The organism is Vibrio sp. A37, from assembly GCF_059777565.1.
In genome coordinates, this window is the sequence record NZ_JBLNLI010000001.1 from 53333 (window position 1) to 76049 (window position 22717).

A 22717-nucleotide genomic window follows, 5' to 3' on the forward strand; every position below is an offset into this window, starting at 1 on the left:
TAATAAAGACGAAAGTGTCAAAGTAGAATTTGTGAAAAACTGAGTAATTAAAACAATCGGAGACATGCAACCTAAAAAACAATTCTTACCTATTAAATCAGCTCAAAAACAACTTCTAGCTCAAAAAAAAATGCATACATATAACTGTTACAACAAATTAAGCGTCACTCCTAACGATGCTTAAATCTTTATATGTGTAAATTTCCATTGTTGCCAAACTACACTAAAGTAGTAGTTAGTTAGAAAAATTAATAACTTTAGGAATAAAATGATATGTTCGACTCTATTAGAGTTATGACATACTGCATCGTATTCATAGTTCTAGGTTTTGCATCCTCACTCTTTTCGAGCAACATCGCTAGAGCTGATAAACCAATATCGGTTGAATTTAATGACGACCAATTAAAAGCTTCAGAAATACAGCATATTGTAATAGAGCTCAAATACTTAGACGAAGTTTTGACGTCATCAATTATTAGTTACTCTTTATCTGGGAACAAAAAGTGGTTAGAACGCTATCACTTAAATGAACCAAAACTTGATTCCTTAATTAATGTTCTCCTAGAACAAACATCCAGTTTGGATTTAGAACTTGTAAAAAGATTGGAACAAGAAAATATTTTTTTACTTAAAATTGAACAAAAAGCTATTGATTTTGTAAAATCTGGCAAGCTACAAGACGCAGTAAAACTAGTAAGTAGCCAAACATATCAATCACATAAAAGCAAGTATATGGACTCACTACTAACTCTTGCTAAACGACTGGAACATCGAAGCAAAGACTCTTCTCAATACAAGGATGTATCCCTTAATGAACAAGAACGTACGTGGATTTCAAAACATACTGTAAAAATAGGCATAGAAAACTGGCCACCGATGCTGATTAAAAAGAGCAATGGTGAACTAGCAGGAATAGCAGGAGTTATAGTTGAAGAAATTGCAAAAAAAACTGGAATTCGTCTTGAATTAGTCGAAGACGATTGGGATAAGTTGGTTGAAAAGTTCAAAAAGGGTGAAATTGATGTACTACCTCACACATATTTTAGTGAAGATAGACAACAATATGGTAGTTTTACATCAGCATACTTTATAGTTCGAGAGTTATTCTTTGTACTTGACAAGAACACACATCTAAATTCAATAAATGATTTAAAAAATCGCACGATTGCTATACCAAAAGGTTATCTAACAGTTAAAAAATTCAAGGCTCTTTACCCGAAAAGTAAAATACTAGAAACATCAGGAGTAGAAGAGGCAATCTTGACTGTTTTAGATGGGCGAGCTGACGCTGTTCTTGGCTCTGAGACTGTTATTTTGGATTGGCTTGAAAAAAATAATATCCAATCAGTCAGAAAAATTGACGAAGATGTTATCTCTCCTTCAACATTACATTTGTGGTCTAGTCATAAAGTACCAATTTTAAATGATATTTTACAAAAAGGATTGAGTTCATTAAAACTTAGGGAATTACTATTAACTAAATCTGATTGGTTAAAAGCCAGTTCAGACCATATTGGTAAGTCAGAAGAACTAGATTCCTCAAAAGTTAAAAATTTCATATGGTTATCAGTTGGTATAATTACGATATTAATTATGGTTTTGGCTATTTCCATAAATAAGGTATTTAAGGCAAGTGATAAAGAATTAGCTAAAAAATTTGGTAGTAGACGTTTCAAGTACTCTATTCTCTCTATTCAAGCATTATTGTGTGCTTTTTTTGTCACATTAGCTTTTATAGTCACACATTACGCACACAAGCAGAGCGTCGATACAATTAACTATAACCTACACTCAGTACTAACTTCTATTCATAAACGCATGGCTGGCTGGGTAGACCTTGAAAAAAACACCTTAAGCCAGCTAGGAATGAATAGTGATTTAGTTAAAATGGTTGAAGAGCTATTGAGGTTAAACAAAGAGAACAAAAACCTTTTAAATACCCCCATACAAAAAGAAATTATTGAATTTATTGATAAACGACATGGCCTATCAGATTCGTTTGGATTTTCGATTATTTCTCCTGGCTACATAAATGTATCTTCTAGTCACTTTGAACAAATTGGTGATATCAGCATGATACACAAGTCACGCCCAAATTTATTGAATTCTGCATATAGAGGAGAAGCGATATTTGTACCGCCTATATTAATTAATCTCAACAGCAAAGGTGTTACAGACTATCCTGCAATGTTTTTTGTTGCTCCAATAATAAATAGCGAAGGCTATACAATTGCGTTATTAACCAAGCAAATAAACTTAGGAGGTATTTTTTCGACAATACTGTCTAGTGGATATATAGGTCGAAGTGGTGAAGCTTACGCTGTAGATCGCTCTGGTTTATTACTTTCTAATATTCGATTTGAAGATTCCCTCAGGCAAGCAGGTTTACTTACTGAAACTCAAAAGGCCTCACTCAATATCAGAATTGCTGACCCTGGAATTAACCTTATAGAAAACCCTCAAAAGGCTAATAAGAATTGGCCACTTACAGAAATGGCTCGTGGTATTGCCAATAAAGAGTCTGGATATAACAATAATGGTTACAATGACTATAGAGGTATACCTGTAGTTGGACGTTGGATTTGGGATGAGATGCTCGGTGTTGGAATTGCTGCAGAAGTAGATGTTTCTGAGGCATTTGCTCTACTGACCACCTTTAAGCTCACAATATGGTCATTGCTAGGCTTAGCTATATTACTGATTTTCGGGACAAGCACATTTACTCTTAGAATAGGTTCAAGAGCAACCCGCGCTTTAGAAACAGCGCAACTAGATCTAGAAATTCAGGTTGAAGAGCGCACAATGGAGTTAAAGACAGCTTCCGAACGTATAAGAACAATTATTAATGATGCGTCAGATGGTATTATTTTAGTAGACTATATAGGAATAATAATTGAGTTCAGTCCCGGAGCCGAAGAAATATTTGGTTATCAATCCAAAGAAATATTAGGTAAAAACGCAAATATTTTAATGTCTCCCTCATTTCATGAACATTATCTTAATACCATAACTAATAAAAATAGTAAAAGAAAAATTTCCGAGTTTATTGGAGTTTGCAAAAATGGTATAGAAAAAAACATTGAAGTAGCCATTAGTGAAACTGAAATTAATAATGAATATTTCTATATGGCAATTGTTCGAGATTCGACGAAAAGGAAAGAAGTAGAGCGTGAAATGTGGCTGGCTCAGAAAAAAGCGGAAGAAGCGACGGAAGCCAAGAGTGCGTTCTTAGCAAATATGAGCCATGAAATCCGCACTCCGATGAATGCAATTATTGGAATGGCTTATCTTGCTCTTCAGACCAAACTAAATTCGAAGCAGTTTGACTACATCAATAAAATTCAAACCTCTGCTGAATCTTTATTAGGGATCATTAATGATATATTAGATTTTTCTAAAATTGAAGCTGGTAAACTTGATTTAGAGGAAACCGAATTTGAGTTAAATGGTCCAGTAAATAATCTTATTCAAGTTGTTTCTCAGAAAGTACAACAAAAAGGTATCGAATTACTAATTGATATTGACAATAGAATTCCAATTAAAATCATTGGCGACCCACTTAGATTAGGGCAAGTGCTACTTAATTTAACTAATAATGCAATTAAGTTTACTGAACAAGGTGAAGTAATTATTAAAGCTGAAGTTATGGAGCGTAAAAACGATAATATTAAAATTATTTTTTCCATCCATGATTCTGGCATAGGCATGACACCGGAACAAGTAAACAATTTATTCCAACCTTTTACTCAAGCTGATTCGTCAACAACACGTAAATATGGTGGAACAGGATTAGGGCTTACAATCAGTAAAAAAATAACAGAGCTAATGGGAGGAGAAATATGGGTAGAAAGTATTAGTGGAGTAGGAAGCACTTTCTACTTTACTGCTTATTTTACGATCTCAAACAATAATAAACATATAAATGAATTATCCAATACTCTCGAAGATATATCGGTTTTGGTTGTTGATGACAGTATTGCCGCACGAGAAATTTTGCAAGATATTTGTAATAGTCTTGGTTTTGCACCGACTATAGCCTCATCTGGCGATGAGGCTATAAATAAGGCTCTAGAAGCACAAGACGAAAATAATCCATTCAAACTTCTAATATCCGATTGGAAAATGCCATATATGGATGGAATTGAGCTAGCAAAACAGGTCGCTGAAAACGATCAAATCCCTAATAAACCACGCATAATTATTGCAACTGCTTATGACCGTGATGAAGTATTCAGACAAGCTGAAGCCATCACTATAGATGCAGTGATCAGCAAACCAATTAGCGCATCGAGCTTACTGGATACCGTACACAACGTTCTAGGTAAGCACCCTCAAACACCATCTAAACTGCATGATGAGATTGATACCTCGGTGACAAACGAAATAGCGGGCGCAAAAATTCTGCTCGTGGAAGATAATGAGATTAACCAGCAGATCGCTCACGAATTCCTAAGCATCGCTGGCTTCGATATCAATATTGCTGAGAATGGTCAAGAAGCAGTTGAAATGGTCGAACAGTCTGACTACGACGCAGTATTAATGGATGTGCAAATGCCAATTTTAGATGGATATGAAGCGACTAGAGCTATAAGAGAAAAAGGAACTTTTGACACTCTCCCTATAATTGCAATGACAGCAAATGCTATGTCTGGTGATCGTGAACGATGTCTTGAAGCAGGGATGAATGATCATTTAACTAAACCTATAAACCCTCAAGAGGTATACATAACATTATCAAAATGGATAAAACTAACTGGACTAGATATCGATACTTCTGCTAACAATGTACAAGAGGAAGTTTTTTACATAAAAGACTTTGATACCACCTCCGCTATAGCACGTATGGCCGGAAACGTTAAAGCATACAAAAGAACTTTAGCTAGAGTCGTTGAAACAGAGTTTGATGTTGTTGAAAGAATCAGAACATCGATAAATCAGGGTGATATAGATACTGCTGTAATTGCCATCCATACCTTAAAAGGTATTTCAGGGAATGTCGGCGCTAATTACCTAGTAAAGCCAAGTGAAAGTGTTGAAAGGCAACTAATTGAACAAAAAACAAGCGGCAATCATGATTTAATATCTTCTATAAATTCAGAGCTTAATAGTGTCGAAGGGTTAGTTAAAAAGATGATTTTAGATATTACCAAGGCACTTGAAACTCAAGTCGAGTCAATCGAAAAGAGAGCATTTGATGCTCAAAAGTTTGAAATATTGAGTCGACAGCTAAACCAGCAACTTAATGAGTTTGACAGCGAAGCTATAGAAACTTTTGATGAGTTACTCAGGTTTGTAGATTTAGAAACGGAGTCTGGTGTAACCATAAAGATTTCTAAAGCTATACAATCATACGATTTTGAAACAGCAATATCACTATTTAAGGAGTTTTTAGGACAACGAGGAATATATTTTGACGAATAGAGGATAATATTGAATATATAACATTTATATTCTTATTTTGTAATTAATAATCTATCACCTCTCACTTTAAAGGACTTTTAATGTTGCACTTCACAAAAATAGTAAGTATTTTGAACAAAAAAATCCTTCAAGATAAATTGTAAAAAATAAGGTATCAACCCAATGAGCTCATTTAAAACAATAACTAAAGAATCTCCATATAAAGGGTTATCTGTTCTTATTGTTGACGACTTTGATGCAGTAACGAGAACCCTTTATGGCGCTCTAGAAAAATTAGGCTTCAGCAATATTTTAAAAGCAAAAGATGGTCGTGAAGCACTATATCGGCTTCAGCATAATACTGTTGATATTATTATATCTGACTGGAAAATGCCTAAAATGGATGGATTAGAGCTATTAAAAAATGTTCGACAAACGGAAAGCTTAAAGAGCATACCTTTTGTCATGTTGACAGGAAACTTGCACCAAAGTGATGTTATTGAAGCTATTGAATCAGGTGTTTCTGAATATATTACTAAACCTTTTTCTATAGCAACTTTGAGCGAGCGTATACACAAAGCTTTTGTGTCTCCAATTCCAACAAGTGCAGTTAGTCGAATTCTAGAAGCAAAGGAAGAAGACAAAGTAGAAAAAGTTCGCAACATATTAATTGTCGACGACGATATCACAAATTTACAAGTCTTAAGTGAGTTGCTAAAAAATGATTACAAAGTCCGCGTATGTAAAAGCGGGGCCCAAGCTATAGAAATATGTTCAAAAAAAGACAGTATTGACTTGTTGCTACTAGACATTATGATGCCCGAAATGGATGGACTGGAGGTATGTCGACACCTTAAATCCGAGCCTGACACAGAATTTATACCCATTATTTTTATATCGGCACTATCCCAAACTAATGATGTCGTTAAAGGTTTAGCGCTTGGCGCAGTTGACTATATAACAAAACCTATTATACCAGAAATAGTTCTAGCCCGTGTTAAGACTCATATAAACTCTATGATTCAACGAGAAAAAATGATCAATCAGGTGAATCACTTAATTGAGGCAGCACGTATGCGAGATGAAATAGATGAAACATTTATCCATGACCTGCGCAACCCGCTTACATCAGTCATCAACGCTATTTCTCTGTTAAAAAGTCAAACATTAGAATACAGAGAGGAATTCAATCTGTTAGAAGAAACATCTTTAATGATGGGTAAAATATTAGACAATCACAATATTCTACAAGATTTAGAACAAGGTACATACTCAAAGCCTTTAAATAAGATAAATGCATACTCTACTCTCAAGAAAGTTGTAGATGCCTCTGAAGTTAAAGCTCGCAAGAAAAAAATAATAATTAACATGCGCGTAGATGAAAATCATATATATCTAGGCGATGAGCTTCTTAGTTACACTATGTTTTCAAATTTGATTAACAATGCAATAGAAGCAGCTCCGGATCACTCAACAGTAATTGTTCAATCTGAAGTTAAAGAGCAGCAGGTTGTGATATCTATCCATAATGAAGGTGAGGTTCCCATAAATATTCGAGGCCAATTTTTCAACAAATTTGTTACAGACAACAAAATTGATGGAAAAGGTATCGGTGCTTATTCTGCGAAACTCTGCGTACAAGCACAGCAAGGTCGTATAAAATTAAATGTAAGAGGAGGAAAAGGAACAACATTGACGCTGTATATGAAACATATTGAATAAAAAATTCGAGAGCTGGGCATAAAAATTTATGTACCTCTCAAGAGCTTCTTAATTCTCTAAAACAATAGCTTCTGCGAGACAGTTACCCGTAGTATCAAACGGTCTTAGAAAGCGATTAGCTCCAACTTACGAAGAAATTTACAATTTTACCGACTACAGTAGCTTTGACGATCTAGCCATCGCTATTTAAAGCTTGCGGCTAAATTCTGGATTCGCGATTTCAACAGGCACTCCATTTTGAGCCAGTATTACCGCTCTCACCTTGTCATCTGAAATATGGAACTCATCTAACCACCAGCGTAGCTCTTGAGGTATTTTCAGAACTTTCTTACTGCCATCGCTACGAGTTAAAGGTTCATGAGCTTCGACAAACACACTTCTATCTGGCTCTAGCGTCATTTTGACAGGCTCATCAATGATAGTGACTTTTTCTCCTACCAATGAATGCTCAAACAACCACTTGATATCCTTAGGTTCCATACGAATACAACCCGAGCTCACACGAAGGCCGATACCAAAGTTTTTGTTTGTTCCATGAATCAGATAATCACCCACTCCGTATGCCAATCGCAACGCATAATCTCCTAACGGATTGTCTGGTCCAGAAGGAACAATTTTTGGTAATGTGACGCCTTTCGCTAAATACTCTTTACGAATCGACTCTGGTGGAGTCCAAGTTGGGTTTGCTCGCTTTTGGCTTATTGTTGTCTGCATTTCTGGCGTATCTCGGCCTATTCTGCCGATTCCAACCGGAAATATATGAACAATATGTTTTTCTGGTTCAAAATAGTAAAGCCTTAACTCAGCGAGGTTAATCACAATGCCTTCCCTTGGAACATTTGGCAATATAATTCGAGTTGGTATGGTCAGCACGTAACCAGGCTGAGGAAGAAAAGGATCAACACCTTTGTTTGCAGCCATTAAAGACAAAAAACCCACGTCATATTGCTTGGCAATATCTGCTAAGCTTTCTCCTTTTTTAACAACGTGATATTGAGTCCGGCCAACAATTTGGCTTCCCTCCATAGGCAATTGATAAGTTGCCGCCACTACTGCTGTGACAGGCATGCACACAGCTAATATAGCCATTAACCTTATCAATTTATTCCGCATCTGGCATTTCCCTAAACTATTTTCATTGGCGTTATTGTAAGGTTAGCGTTTATATCGACTATTAATCAACTGATCTTATGCCTTATAGAGGTTAGCGATCTTTTTAGCTCTAACCATAAATATCATGGCTCAACGCAAAAAGTCATTTTCAATGCTATTGTTATGTTATAACATTCAGCCAATTTCAAAATGCGCTTTTCAGAGATTAAGCGTGATCGATAAATATGGAGAAACTCATGAAACTTCGGTTTTCACCTTTTGCTTTGCTAGCTGTTGTGCTCAGCCTGTTTACTTTCCAGTCTTTCGCTAAAGAACAACCGATGCAAGTCACTGTAAGCATCTTGCCACAAAAATATTTTGTCAACGAAATTGGTGGTAAGTTTGTAAATGTTAACGTTATGGTTCCACCGGGCGCAGAGCCAGAAGACTATGACCCAACACCGTTACAAGTCACTAAACTTCACGAAAGCAAACTATACTTCGCAATCGGTGTTCCATTCGAGACAACTTGGTTAGAAAGATTCCATAGCGCAAACCCTAAAATGACTATCGTCAAGACTCAAAAAGGTATTGAAAAAATGCCTATGGAATTTGACGACCATGGCCACCACCTACACAACCACTCTGGAATCAAAGACCCACACATCTGGTTGTCTCCAGCTCTAGTTCGCATTCAAGCAATGAACATCCGCGACGCACTAAGCAAAGCAGATCCAGCTCACGCTCAGTACTACCGCGAAAACTATATGAAGTTTGCTCAAGAGATCAATGCTATCGATGAGCAAGTTATTAGCATTACTTCAAAAATTCCTGCGAAAGACAATCAATTTATGACTTTCCACCCAGCATGGGGTTACTTCGCTGCTGACTATGGCCTACGTCAATTCCCAATTGAACAAGAAGGTAAAGAAGCAAGTGCAAAACGTCTGAAGCATCTGATTGATACTGCGAAGAAAGAGCACATAAAAGTTGTGTTTATTGAGCCACAATTCTCTAAACAACAAGCTAAGGTGATCGCGAATGAAATCGGTGGTAAAGTTGTCGCTATCGATCCTCTAGCAGAAGACTGGGGACAAAACCTTGTCTCTATTGCTAAAGCTTTTAAAGCTGCTGCGATCTAACCAAAAATAATGAGATAAAATGGAAAGTATTGTCGACGTCCAAGACCTAAGCTTTGCTTATAAAGGAAACTTGGTTCTTAAGGACGTCAGTTTTAAATTAAAGAAGGGCGACAGGTGCGCCCTTCTTGGCCCCAACGGGGGCGGAAAAACCACCTTAGTTAAACTGCTTTTAGGCCTAGAAAAAGGCTATCAAGGAAACATCAATCTATTTGGTCGCCGTCCAGGTAAATCGCCCGATTTGGTTGGCTATGTTCCTCAGCAACATCACGTTAAACCTATTTTGCCTATTCGCGTCAATGACGTGATTCTAATGGGTACGACTAAAGCGCAATCCAAAGACAAGAAAGCGCTAAAGGAGTGGCTCAAAGAAGTCGTGGCCGTGCTGGAAATTGAACATATTCAAGGCAGAATGTTCTCCGAACTGTCTGGTGGTCAGCGTCAGCGAGTACTCGTAGCGCGAGCATTAATGGGACATCCAAAGCTACTTATCTTGGATGAACCGACCAGTAACGTTGACCCTAACATGACCGCTTGCTTTTTTCAGCTATTAGCAAAGCTTCCAGAGGACATTGCTGTACTTGTGGTAAGTCACGATCTCAGCATTTTGAGCCATAACATTACTCGTGTGTTTGGACTCAATCAGACTATTCGTATGCAAGAAACGGCTGAGCTCACGCCAGATATGCTCGATCACCTGTATGGCATGAACTGCCATCATCTTCATATTCATAATCACGCTATTACTCAGTGCGAAATTGACCATTGTGAGGAACATTCATGATCGATTTGCTCCAATATAATTTCATACAACACGCGTTAATGGCCGCTCTGCTAGTCAGTATCTCAGCAGGTATTATTGGCGTATTAGTTGTGGTAAACAGGCTCGTGTTTCTATCTGGCGGTGTCGTTCATACCGCATATGGCGGTGTTGGACTCGCTATTTTTACTGGCAGCTCCACTATCATGCCTGCAACGCTTGCTTTTACAAGCTTGAATGCGTTGTTACTCGGTGTCATTAGCCTGAAGAAAAACGAGCACATTGAGATTTTCGTTGGACTGATATGGTCATTCGGCATGGCTCTAGGTGTCATTCTCATGGCTCTTACACCGGGTTATGGGGCAAACTTAGCCAGCTATCTATTCGGCAGTATTCTTACCGTTCCGCTCGATACGATTTATCTAATGCTAGCTATAACTACTATCGTTGTTTGCTACACAGTATACAACTATCGCTCACTAGTGTTGATGGCATTTGACTCAGAGTTCGCACAAAGTAAAGGAGTAAAGATAAAGCAAATTTATCTGTCACTACTCGTACTTGTTGCTATTACCAGCGTGGTCATGGTTCAAGTGGTTGGGATTATCATGGTGATCGCATTGCTAACAATGCCGGCTTATCTTGCCTCTCAGTATGTAAAGTCCACTGCAGCGATGATGATCCATAGCATTTTGTGGTGTTTAGTATTTACACTGGTAGGTTTAGTTATCTCTTTCTATACAAACTTACCTTCTGGGGCGACAATTGTTACTACAGCTTCGGCATTTTTAGCACTAAGTTTCTTGGTTAAAGGCTTGAGAAAAGTATTAGTTAAGCCAAAACCTCAAATTGCTTGATTGCTTTTTAAGCTATAGAAAAGTAAAGCTGATATGTTCGTATCAGCTTTACTTATAGTAATAATTATTTATAATTCTACACCTCTTCCCCAATCCAAATATGTCGCCGCTGGACGCCTCCCTTTATTTAACTTTTGTCCTCCACCACATTTTGAATAACTATGACAATTAGGGAGATTACAACATTGGGAAAAGTTATGATCCATCTCACACGATTCTGTAGAATTAGGCATAGGGATTTCAGTTGTAGCTTGGCGATACGCGTTATCAATTAACCCAGGATCAAAAGTAATTCCGAATTGAGAATGCGTCGGCTCTATCACTTTTATTTTAAAGTAGTTATCGATTCCCCCAACTTCACCTCTGGCCGTTTTGAGCGTTGGCGCAAAAGTAGAATCCTTCCACTGGTTCACATAGCTATTTAAAACCCAAGGATCAACAACATACCACGGAGAATTATCGTACGAAATAACACAAAATTGGTGGTCAAAAACAGAGTACACAAAAAGTATCTCCAAGCCTGGTGGGGCTGATTCTGTTAAAATACCCGCAGTCAAAGAAGCAAAGTAAGTGCATACCGCCGACTGAGTTTTACTACAAGCTGCTGAAAATGAAGCTAACCCACGAACAAAATCACTTGAGTTATTCAGTAAACTACCTGCTATATTTTCGTTAATTGCATTAGTCCAAGCCGGATATTTTACCCATGAGTCTAATTTATTTGGTCCTTGCCTATTGTTTAGTGGCCCACCAGCAATAATGCTACGTACTTTTTTAATTGTCTTCTCAGCAATTTCAATGGCAACTCTGGAGGAGTGGTGCGTATCATCATCATCTATACGCCTGCGGCCCTCAATTATGTCAACGTCTGCAAGCGATAGTCTGACTTTCGAACGCTCAGACCATTTACCAGTCTTTCGTCTTTCTTTGACAATCGCATCTCTAAGAATGAGTTTTGGTTTACCACGTGAACTAACCGTACATTCTCTGATCGAGCCCGGGTTTCTATCTTTATTAACCGTATTTCCAATTCGCTTCGGGCCAACTTCTGACAAAGTAATGTCTTTAAAACTAAAGTCATAAGGCGAGTTTCTCTCTATAAATCTAGTAAGCTGAGCACTTAGTGTATAAATCGCATTTGCCCGATTGCTTCTGTATCTTCCAAAACCTAGATCTTTAGATAACTCTTTATCCTCAAAGTATTTTCCCGTGCATTTTAAAATATACGTAGCAATTTTGACTTTTCCATAACGACCACGTTCACGGTGAAACTCTTCAAGTGCTTTATCTATAATCAGTACGTAAGGGTTCTTCCTAGCGCCAAACATTATACTGGAATTACTTTTAAACTGTGTTCTTGTCCACACTCTACTGGACTCTAACATCATGTTATCGCTCATATATTATTCAGTGTTTTCTATCAATTTGAAAAGCAATATACATCAAGCGATTAATTGTATGGTGGAATAAAACTAGGAATTATAGGAATGACTACTAGATGAAACTCATTCACCTAACAACTTAAATAAACATTAACCAGTAACAACAAGCGGTTAAGCAATCTCAAACTCTCTCGCCTCTCGCCCTACTTTGCATAAATAAGATTAATACTAGCAAGCTTTGGGCATTATACTAAAAGCAATTCTATCATTATCGTATCTCTATGGATGGAGGCGATCTATGTGTCGAATCGGATTTCGAATGCTCATGCTCATTGGAGTAACACTCGTTCCACTATCTAGCTATGCACAGAATAAAGTATTGATAATAAACAGTTACCACTCTGACTTAGAATGGGTCAGTGGCGCTTCAGATAAAATCAAACAAGTTTTAGGCGATGGTTACGAATATCATATCTATGATATGGACACGAAGAGAATTCCACGTGCAGAGTTTCAGTCTCGCGCAGATATCGCCTTTGACAAAGTTATCGAGTTAAAACCTGCCGTTGTATTTTTGGGGGATGACAATGCGTTGAGGCTACTTGGGAAAAAGCTTAACGAAAATAAGGTGCATACAATTTTCTATGGGATCAATAATAACCCGCGAAACTACTTTGACGGCAAAAGTGTTGGAAAGCTCAAGTACGTAGGTGGTGTCCTAGAACGCCCTTTATTAAAACGGTCAATCGTATATTTAAAGAAAATCAATAAAAATTTGAAACAAATCAGAATCTTATTTGATAAAAGCCCCACTTCTGAGATCATTTATCAAGATGTATTTGGTGACAAAGAAACGAATACATTTAACGGCGTTCAAATCCACGTAAGCCTGATTGATGATATGCAAAACTGGAAAAGCGAAGTTAATGCTCTTTCTGGGCAACCCAATTCCATCTTGATCATGTCTATGATGCACAGAATTAAAGATGAATCGGAAAATAAATTTGTCGGGTACGAGTCCGTGGCAAACTGAACATCAGAAAACACTCCCGTTCCACTTTATGGTTTTTGGAACGTCTCGGTAGGAAAGGAAAAGGCTATTGGCGGCTTTGTTCTATTTGGAGAAGCTCAAGGTGAAGCTGCAGGCTATATAGCAAAAGGAATATTGGAAGGCGACACTAAAGGGAACTTAGTCCCTGTGACCGCTGAAAAAGGCAGACTCCTCTTTAGTCAAGCACAACTTGATAAGTGGAATATCTCACTTCCGGAAAACATTCGTTCTAAGGCAACGTTTGTTGAGTAAGCAAGGAAATTGCCCTTGCTGCATGTGATCTTCGAACTCCACATCTCAATCAAAACAACATTCGATGTGGAGCAAAGCAATCTCGTTAGATAAGGCTGATTACGTAGGCGACAGACAGAGGCTCTGATTGCCATTGGCTCTCCGATAGGCTCTCTCCTCTCGCATTAGCTTGGTTTTAAAAACCCACCTTTTTACCTAAGTTGTGTCCGCATGGCTTGGGCTAATTCTTAAACAACTCCAACTCTTAACCAGACTTATAAGCGTTCATTTATTCATCATTAAAAAAGTATTGATCAACAAATTTGGTTATAGGGTGCTAGAATTATCAGAAATTCTCAACATAATGTGATTTTAATCGTTGGGAGAGAGTGTATTAATTACTAGTATCTCCTCAAATCATCGCGATATGATCAACCTTTGTGATTATATACCTAAGCCTTTCAAACTTAGCTTTGAAGCTTAAGTTTATAACCTTTAATTAGTCTTTTATTGGAGTTCTACGTTATGACAACCCCACATATTAACGCCCAAATGGGTGACTTTGCCGAAACCGTGCTGATGCCAGGCGATCCATTGCGTGCAAAATATATCGCAGAAACATTTTTGGAAGATGCAAAGCAAGTCTGTAACGTTAGAAACATGTTTGGCTACACCGGCACTTACAAAGGCAAAAAAGTCTCTGTAATGGGTCATGGCATGGGTATTCCTTCTTGCTGTATTTATGTTCACGAATTAATCGCTGAATATGGTGTAAAAAATGTCATCCGCGTAGGTAGCTGCGGTGCAGTACGTAAAGATGTAAAACTAATGGATGTCATCATTGCAATGGGGGCGTCAACAGATTCTAAAGCGAATCGCATGCGCTTCATGGACCATGACTACGCCGCTATCGCAGATTTCGATCTACTTGAAACAGCTGTTGAGCAAGCAAGAAAACAAGAAGTATCTGTGAAAGTGGGTAATGTCTTCTCAACGGATATTTTCTATCACCCACAGCCAGAAATTTATGAAAGAATGGAAAAGCTTGGCATGCTTGGCGTTGATATGGAAGCGGCGGGAATCTACGGTGTAGCAGCTGAATTAGGCGCAAAAGCTCTTACTATCCTAACGGTTTCTGACCACATCGTTAGTGGTGAAAACCTTAGCTCAGAGAAGCGCCAAAAATCATTCAATGAGATGATGACTATAGCATTAGACACTGCTATCAACGTGTAATCACATTTTGCCTTCACTACAAGTGGAGGCATCTTTTATAAGGGGTGAAGCTGTGCCAAATGAAGGGCTACCAGCTGAAGCGAACGGGTTACAACTCAACTTTTGTAAAACATTGGCGTGTAACAACTTTGGATTGAGCGATGCAAAACATTATATCTTGCAACATACTGACCCGAAACGCCCGACCATGGTTTGCCGAGATTGCGGCGCTTTTCCCCCCTTGCTTAATAATCTAGACGTCATCAATGAGTTACGGCGTTTAAGAAACCAGCATAGTGACGGTCTTCCCACCTGCAAAAATGAATCCTGTGAAAACTGTGGCCTTTCAGTACACATGCACAAACACCTATATCAAGCATTTGGATTTAGTGGAGATAGACAAAGATATCGATGTAAATCCTGCCACTCTACATTTGTAGATAAATGGTCAGGAGAAAATAAAAAGCATACTTTTCAAGAAGCACTTTTAGGACTGCTCTTCATGGGCTATTCCGTGCGTGAAATTTGCAGAAAGCTTGATATTAACCCCAAGACGTTTTATGACCACCTAAAACAAATAGCCAGTCGTTGCCGACGTAAGCTCGCTCATTTCGATTCATTATGGACAAGTCAATCGACCAACTTTGAGCTTTGCTCAAATTTTCAAGTCCTACAACCGAATAGCCACAATGGTGTACTTTGGTTTGTGACTGGAGAAGCAAACAGTGGCTACATACTATGTCAGCATGTCAACTATTCTTTAGAAGCTCCGCCAATTGGTATCCCAGACCACAACCCATATCAAAGCGACGCTCGTCTTTTGCCCAGCAACTTCACACCAACAAGCAATCGTATTGGAAAAACAAGTAATTGCACTACATCCTTACGAGACCACATCGATGCTCGGTATAAAGCAATACTCGCACGCAACAATGTTGAAGACCCGATAGCGAATTTTTCACAACTAAATTATCCAACCAAAGGTACCTTAATTCGCCCTCAATACACATCCTATGCTCACTATCTGCACATCAAAAATATGTGCAATGAGAAAAGTAGAGTCACCATTTATATGCCCCAAGACCCTCTGCTTCGCTCTGCGGCAATAACGATTCACGTTGATAGAATTAAACAGCAAACTATCGACCTACTATACGTAGAAGTAGAAAATGGATGGGACAATACCAAGCCTATATTTAAAATCGATATTACTCATATGGGTTGGTGGCGTGATCGGTGGGCAATAGCAAATCAAAGCAACGCAGCAAAAGGTATCTGTTATCTCGCGGGAGATCGCCCTTCACCCGAAATTTGGTTTCCAAAAGCGTCGATTGATAAAGCTCAGTTTTATCAAGATCGTTTCCAATTACTATTTCGCAATTTCATAGATGAACCAAGACGAAAGTTTAGGCCCGGGGGCATTCTACCACTATTAGATATTTTTCGAGCTTGGCACAACCTCTGCTATCAAGATAAAGATGGACTCACTGCTGCTCAGCGCTTAAAACTGTCAGAGCACCCGTTAACTTTGCGTGAACTTCTTATCTAAAACGAGTTGTTATTGGCGAATATTGTGAGCTACTTCTTCTTAATAATCCAAGTCACAAATCCAAAAAGCTCAATCACTTCTTATAATTAAAGGATAATAATTAATTTGAGCTCGGTATAAGAGAGTCGGCAGCGCCTTTCAATTCACCGAGTTATACCAATACCAGGAATTAAGTGATCAGACAATTGTTGGGGTTGGTATTCGTCAGTCGTGGATATTGATTTAGCAAAAGGACTTGCACTTTGGACAAAAAGCGGCACCTACTTGAAGCAGAGATTCAACAGCTAAAAAATAGAATAGGCTCAGAGCCAAAAGCTGTTCTTGAACTTGCCCAGCAATACGTAGAGCACTCTACACGTGTTAGGTTCCCAGAAGGTTCAATATTGAGCTTAATGATTATGGCCCGTTGTGCTTGGTGCCTAATGGATTATCGCAGTGGCTTACAATACATAAAGAAAGCCAACACCGAACTTAATTCACTTGATACCGACGATTACCGTTCTGAGATTCTCCACATTCATGCGCTGCAATATTGGGGGCAAGCTAAATACTATTCTGCGCAAAAATATTGGGTCAGTGCTCTAGAGCACTCCTCTTTAACGGGTGATGTGGAAATTCAAGTCGAGTGCTTAATCGGGCTTGGTAATGTTTGGCGAATAACCGAAGAATATCAACTGGCAAAATCAACTCACGAACTTGCGGTAACCGTCGCCAACAATATGCGTTTTGAGAACTTAGAAGGCAAAGCACGTATTCTGCTCAGCTGGGATCTCTACCTATTGCAAAACTATGTTGAAATGCTCAGTGTTCTAGATGGTGCTGAAGAAGTATTGGGTGACGAACCTGATACAACTTGGCAAGCAGAAGTGTGGGACTTTAGAAGCTTAGCTCTACTCGCACTGGAGCGTAGCCAAGACGCTAAACAGGCTGCTATTAATGCCCACGATCTTGCAAAAAAACACAATTTAGTCTGGATAATGGCACGATCATTTGTCAACTTAGCTCAGATAGCTCTACTTGAAGAACAACCAGAGAAAGCTTCAGAGCTTTTGTCATACGCCGAGTCTTCAGCCAAACGATTCAAAGACAACGAGCTACTGTCTCAAATCTACTTTCAGCAATCACAGGTAACGAAAAACTGCCAAGATTTTCAAGAGGCTTTGAAAGCATTTAAAACCTACCGCAAATACTCCATCGCGATGGTAAAAGAGCAAACGTCCAGAGCAGGTTTAGATACCGCACGTGAATCAAAAAACAAATCTGCACAAAAAGCTCGCCAACTGATTCATCGAATTCGTGAACAACATGAGTACGATCCTGAAAAACGTCTCAACCAAATGGTGTCAGAGACATTTTGGTGGGAACAACTCATATTATTTAAAACTGAGCTCAGACACTCCAAGCACAGCATTATTTTAATCCACCACAGCGACCCAAACTATCTTAGTGTATGTGCAGAGATAGCCCACTGCCTATGCGGGCCACACGATTTACTGTCTCTTTTAGGTAAGGAGCGGATTGGTATCTTGCTCTCAGAGAAAGAAAAAGAGGCACAAAATGTATTCAAAATATTATCACAAATGATCGAGCTCTATCCTTGGTCTAGGAAAGGGCTTTATGGCCCACTACCTCATCTATCTTTGCAAAATATTCTAACGTTCCCATTCACTCTTGAGCAATTGGAGGATCTATCCAGTGATGCAACTACAGATGGATACCCTGCTTGAAAAAGTTTCTGATTCCGGACTCGATGCAACGTCTGTCGACGGTGAAAAGGCTATATCATTTTGGGAGCACGTCCGTAACCATGTCGTGAGCACTTCTTCAGAGCGGGCCTTATGTTACGCGATTAGTGCAAAATATCGTCACGAGTTAAAGCAACATCAAGAGACGATAGATGAACTGCTCTTAGCATTGAACTTACTAGACCAGCCTGATAATACTGAGTTTGTTCTCTACGTAAAACACTGGCTGAGTAAAGCTTTCATTGAACAAGGCAATTATCACCAAGCTTTACGAGAATATATTTCGAGCTCAATCATTGCGGTGGAAAGAGGCTTCATTGACGAATATGTACAAGCTGTATTGGGGATGGGTAATCTGTGTTTTTTCTATGGTGACTACACGCGAGCACTTAGCTACTATCAAAAAATTGATGGTATAGACCATGCAATAAAAAGCAGAACTCTTAGGTTGAAATACAAAATTTATCAGCTGTCATGCTACATTGAACTGAAGAAAATAAAGCTGGCAAAACAACTTCTTCTAGAGTGTATTGACCTCAGCATACTGATTAGCGACAAGAGCTTGTCTGTACGAGTGTGTATTTTACAAGCTCGCATATATCGGCACGAAAAAAAATACCGTAAATCGCTACTCTCCCTAGCTGAAGCTCGAAAGAACGTCCACGACGGGGAAACCAACAACATCGCTAACCTTTTGCAAATAGAAATCGCATTAGGACTCTATGAAATCCAGAAAGTGCAAATCGCCACCTTGCTCATGGAAAACGTAACAAAAAAATTGGATAGTATCGGTTCGCCAGTTCTAAGAAAAACGCTGAGTCAATCTTTAAGTTACCTGTATGAGCAGTTGAACGACTGTCAAGAAGCCTTGGTATATGAAGAAAAAGGGTATCACACCGAGATTAGTTTAATCCGAAGTATACCTATTGGCGAACTAGGAGCTGCGCAGTTACGGCGTTTAACCCGCTATGAATTGCAACTCAAACTCATACTATCAGAACTCGAAAACCGCGAACTAAAAGAGACGACTGAAACTCAGAAATCAACGGTAGCTCAGCTTCAAGAAGATGTGTTTACCGATCCACTGACCGACTTGCATAATCGTCGCTGGTTAGACGTTAAACTTAAAGATTTGCTCCTGCACGATACGCCATTCATCCTTCTGGTTATTGACATAGACCACTTTAAGTCAATCAACGATGAACTCAGCCATTTAGTCGGAGATAAAGCCATCGTAACCGTTGCACACGAACTTTCCTTACACTTTAGAACTCGCAACGCTTCCTGTGTCCGCTTTGGTGGAGAAGAATTTTTAGTTTTAATCGAAAATATGAGTACAGAAAAAGCAGTAGATTTAGCCGAGCAATATCGAGAAAGGATATATCAGTTCCACTGGAAAGATATTCTCGGTGAAAGAGGGTTAACCGTTAGCATTGGTATCACAGAGCACATCTCTGGTGAAAATACCCAGAAAACTTTCTATCGTGCAGACAAAGCACTCTATCAAGCAAAAGCGAACGGACGTAACCAGCTTTGTGTTGAGCAATAGCGAGTATTTTAAAGTACGGAAAGCTCAACGTCTCCTCCCGAGGCATTGAGATAATTTACTAGGGCCTGTCATGTTTTATTTAAGGAGTTAAAATGGCACTGTCAGTAAAGCTAAATGCAGGTGATGTTTTTCCTGAACTCACAGCATCACTATTAAACGGAGAGAGCGTTACATTAGGAAAGCCTCTAGGAGGTGCCAGTTGGCAAGCTGTATTCGTATACCGAGGTAAGCATTGCCCACTTTGTACCAAATACTTGAATCAAATTGAAAGTTATCTTCAGGCCTTCGATGATTCTGGTGTAGGCGTGCTAGCAGTATCAGCAGATAGTAAGGAGCAACTCGAATGCCACATGGAGAAACTTACCATTAGTTTTCCAATTGCTTACGGGTTAACTGAAGCACAGATGAAAACTCTTGGGCTATATATTTCCACACCACGCTCTGACAAAGAGACCAACCATAATTTTGCAGAACCTGGATTATACGTAGTCAACGAACATGGAAAGTTGCATGTAGTCGATATATCAAACAACCCGTTTGTACGCCCTGAATTAGGCGCACTAACGAGAGGGCTAGCATGGATTCGAGACCCAGAGAACAACTACCCTATCCGAGGCACACTAGATTATTAATTCAAGAACCGTGCTGAGTGGCCTAGAACATTGGAAACTACGGTTAAATACTATGCACCTAAGGCTCTGAGTAAATCGTTATCCCTTAGGTGTCTTAACTCCACTTCAACACTTTTACTTCATTTCCTTCTTCTGGTTTTAATGGAATGTTGAGAGAAAGCAGCAATGACACCACCGCCATTCCGGCACCGATAAAAAATACAGACGCAGGCGATACTAGCCAAATAAGCCCAAACGATACAGGTATCACTACCGCAGCGATATGATTGATCGTAAATGCGACCCCGGCAGTCGATGCCATGTCAGCAGGGTCTGCAATTTTTTGAAAATAGGTTTTTATCGCTAAAGCAAGAGCAAAAAATAGGTGATCAACAACATATAAAATTGCAGCCCAATGAGAAGACTGCACTAAACCGTAGCCAACAAATACAAATATCAAACCAATGTATTCAAACACTAGAGCTTTCCGCTCACCTACTATCCCAATAAGCTGGCCTATTTTTTTCGCAAACAAAAAGTTAAACAGATAGTTAATAAGAAACAATAAAGTAATATCTGCAACGGTATAACCAAATTTCTCCACCATCAAAAAGCCTGCAAACACGACAAAAATTTGCCTACGAGCGCCACTCATAAACGTAAGCGCATAGTAAAGCCAATACCGTTTTCTCAATATGAGTTTTTTTGTTTGAGGTGTGTCGGTTTTAAAATTGGGAAAAGCGAAAAATATCCAGACAACTAGAGCGAAAGCAATCCCTCCGCTGACCAAATATACCCACTGAAAATCCAATTCAAATTGCTTTAGCAGTACCCATAAGACGCCGTAGGTAATCAAAGATGCTAACGCACCAATAGATATCATTTTCCCCAACATCTCTGGAGCTTCTTCTTTGGTGAGCCATTGTAGGGATAGTGATTGTTTTAGTGTCTCAAAATAATGGAAACCAGTGGACATCAACAAGGTCGTTAACAGTAGGCCAAATAATGAAGGGAAAAAGCCCGTGATCGCAGTACCTAGTGTAAGCATCGCGAGCGAGAGAATTAAAAATCGTTGCTCCCGTATAAAAAGCAACACAAAAACTGCAGTAAAAGCTAAGAACCCTGGAATCTCACGGACACTCTGCAGTAAGCCAATGTCTGCACCATCAAAATTAGCCCGCTCAACAACAAAATTGTTTAACAACGCCATCCAACTTGAAAATGCTATCGGAACAATAACAGATATAATCAACAAAAAGTTTTGTGGGCTGTTCCACACTCCATTACTTCGACTCATGTGAATCCTTTACATCGTTCTATATCTAAATCGCTTAAAGGTGATTGGTTTAGCGAGATTGATAAGGAAAAGCTTTAAGAAATATGCCAAATTAACACTATAGCAAATGGATGGAGCATACCGTGTCGCAAGCTAAAACTGACAGCAATCGAACAGAATTGAGAGTCGCCACACTAAATTTATTCAACTACTTGATTCCACCTAATGCATTTTATAGCCAAGACAATATTTATACTGAAAGCCAGTGGCAACAAAAAACAAACTGGTTGGAAAGCCACGTTCGGCAGCTCAATGCAGATGTCTTCGGATTTCAAGAAGTATTTAGCCTTGAGCCCATTAAGCAAAAAATGAAACAACTAGGCTATACACATTTTATTACCGTGGATCGGCCAAAGGTAGAAGACGGATTTGTCTATAGTCAACCTGTTGTTGCACTGGCATCTAAACTCCCAATTCTTGAGTATTCTGAAGTGACTATTGAGTCTGGCTCTTTGCCCTACGATACATTTGAATTTAGTCGAAAGCCGATCCATGCTGTTGTAGATGTACCGATATTGGGACCAATGGATATCTATGTAGTGCATTTTAAATCCAAACGCTTGGAGCTGGCGAATGAAGCTGACTCGATAGAAGTAAAGCTCTGGAGCGAAGCCACTTTAGGTCTATGGTACTCAAAAGTACAGCGAGGATTTGAAGCCCACTTACTGCACAAATATATCATTGAAAACAAACAAAAACACACTCGCCCTTTTGCTTTAATGGGAGATTTTAACAACTCGATAGAAAGCGAAGAGTTTGATTGCTTTACATTCGCAGCTGAAAAAGAAACTTGCAAACTAGCCAGCTATCAATTTCACGATGGTTGGTACCTAGTTGAGCAGTCGTCTCCAAGATCCCCAACTCACTTCTACGGCACTCACTCGCAAACTCTGGATTACATTCTACTATCCGACGAATTTTGCAACCACTCAGCGAACAGACGCGCAATCGTTGACAGTTATTCAATCAACGATAAACATATTGTTGACCCTCGATTTGAAGAAGATCTCTATAGCAGCGACCACGCATCCGTGAGCGTAAAAATTTCTTTCGAGTAATACTATTTGCTTCTTTCAAT

At 39.0% G+C, this 22717-nt stretch carries 15 protein-coding genes; 12 read left to right on the forward strand and 3 right to left on the reverse strand.

The features are described 5' to 3' along the window. Positions 1-273: 273 nt before the first annotated feature. Positions 274-5421: a response regulator gene (locus ACM2FC_RS00250; RefSeq protein ID WP_498478808.1), complete on the forward strand. Its 5148-nt coding sequence runs from the start codon at positions 274-276 to the stop codon at positions 5419-5421. Positions 5422-5583: 162 nt separating this feature from the next. Further along, positions 5584-7122 carry a hybrid sensor histidine kinase/response regulator gene (locus ACM2FC_RS00255; RefSeq protein ID WP_498478809.1) on the forward strand — a complete coding sequence of 513 codons (1539 nt, stop codon included), beginning with the start codon at positions 5584-5586 and terminating at the stop codon, positions 7120-7122. Between the two features lie 186 nt (positions 7123-7308). Here the strand turns inward: ACM2FC_RS00255 and ACM2FC_RS00260 are convergent, their stop codons facing one another. Next, a complete protein-coding gene (locus tag ACM2FC_RS00260; RefSeq protein ID WP_498479491.1) occupies positions 7309-8211 on the reverse strand; it encodes a L,D-transpeptidase family protein in 903 nt (300 codons plus the stop codon). A gap of 260 nt (positions 8212-8471) precedes the next feature. On the opposite strand from ACM2FC_RS00260, the gene ACM2FC_RS00265 reads away from it, so the two are divergent. From ACM2FC_RS00265 to ACM2FC_RS00275, 3 genes are read left to right on the forward strand one after another with little or no spacing between them, the layout of a single operon-like run. Then, on the forward strand, positions 8472-9356 hold the full coding sequence (locus tag ACM2FC_RS00265) for a metal ABC transporter solute-binding protein, Zn/Mn family (protein ID WP_498478810.1): 885 nt from the start codon (positions 8472-8474) through the stop codon (positions 9354-9356). A 19-nt stretch (positions 9357-9375) separates the two neighbouring features. Then, on the forward strand, positions 9376-10137 hold the full coding sequence (locus ACM2FC_RS00270; RefSeq protein ID WP_498478811.1) for a metal ABC transporter ATP-binding protein: 762 nt from the start codon (positions 9376-9378) through the stop codon (positions 10135-10137). Further along, a complete protein-coding gene (locus ACM2FC_RS00275; RefSeq protein ID WP_498478812.1) occupies positions 10134-10970 on the forward strand; it encodes a metal ABC transporter permease in 837 nt (278 codons plus the stop codon). The genes ACM2FC_RS00270 and ACM2FC_RS00275 overlap by 4 nt, the downstream gene beginning before the upstream one ends. A 68-nt stretch (positions 10971-11038) precedes the next feature. On the opposite strand, the gene ACM2FC_RS00280 is transcribed toward ACM2FC_RS00275, so the two are convergent. Continuing rightward, the gene (locus tag ACM2FC_RS00280) at positions 11039-12370 is read right to left on the reverse strand and encodes a hypothetical protein (protein ID WP_498478813.1); all 1332 of its coding nucleotides are present in this window, start codon (positions 12368-12370) and stop codon (positions 11039-11041) included. 280 nt (positions 12371-12650) lie between these two features. Between ACM2FC_RS00280 and ACM2FC_RS00285 the strand changes: the two genes are divergently transcribed. The 6 genes from ACM2FC_RS00285 (at position 12651) to ACM2FC_RS00310 (ending at position 20324) form a co-directional block, all read left to right on the forward strand. Next, positions 12651-13385, forward strand: a complete 735-nt coding sequence (locus tag ACM2FC_RS00285) for a hypothetical protein (RefSeq protein WP_498478814.1) — start codon at positions 12651-12653, stop codon at positions 13383-13385. A 774-nt stretch (positions 13386-14159) separates the two neighbouring features. Then, positions 14160-14870, forward strand: coding sequence for a purine-nucleoside phosphorylase (deoD, locus tag ACM2FC_RS00290; protein WP_498478815.1), 711 nt, complete (start codon positions 14160-14162; stop codon positions 14868-14870). 52 nt (positions 14871-14922) lie between these two features. After that, positions 14923-16398 (forward strand): transposase, encoded by a 1476-nt coding sequence (locus ACM2FC_RS00295; RefSeq protein WP_498478816.1) that lies wholly within the window; start codon positions 14923-14925, stop codon positions 16396-16398. A gap of 242 nt (positions 16399-16640) precedes the next feature. Beyond that, entirely contained in the window at positions 16641-18125 is a 1485-nt protein-coding gene (locus ACM2FC_RS00300) for a tetratricopeptide repeat protein (RefSeq protein ID WP_498478818.1), read from the forward strand. Then, on the forward strand, positions 18109-19692 hold the full coding sequence (locus ACM2FC_RS00305) for a diguanylate cyclase (RefSeq protein ID WP_498479492.1): 1584 nt from the start codon (positions 18109-18111) through the stop codon (positions 19690-19692). The genes ACM2FC_RS00300 and ACM2FC_RS00305 overlap by 17 nt, the downstream gene beginning before the upstream one ends. A gap of 92 nt (positions 19693-19784) precedes the next feature. Continuing rightward, positions 19785-20324, forward strand: a complete 540-nt coding sequence (locus ACM2FC_RS00310; RefSeq protein WP_498478819.1) for a redoxin domain-containing protein — start codon at positions 19785-19787, stop codon at positions 20322-20324. 94 nt (positions 20325-20418) lie between these two features. Here the strand turns inward: ACM2FC_RS00310 and ACM2FC_RS00315 are convergent, their stop codons facing one another. Then, a complete protein-coding gene (locus ACM2FC_RS00315) occupies positions 20419-21600 on the reverse strand; it encodes an MFS transporter (protein WP_498478820.1) in 1182 nt (393 codons plus the stop codon). Positions 21601-21722: 122 nt separating this feature from the next. Between ACM2FC_RS00315 and ACM2FC_RS00320 the strand changes: the two genes are divergently transcribed. Next, the gene (locus tag ACM2FC_RS00320) at positions 21723-22697 is read left to right on the forward strand and encodes an endonuclease/exonuclease/phosphatase family protein (RefSeq protein WP_498478821.1); all 975 of its coding nucleotides are present in this window, start codon (positions 21723-21725) and stop codon (positions 22695-22697) included. Positions 22698-22717: the final 20 nt, after the last annotated feature.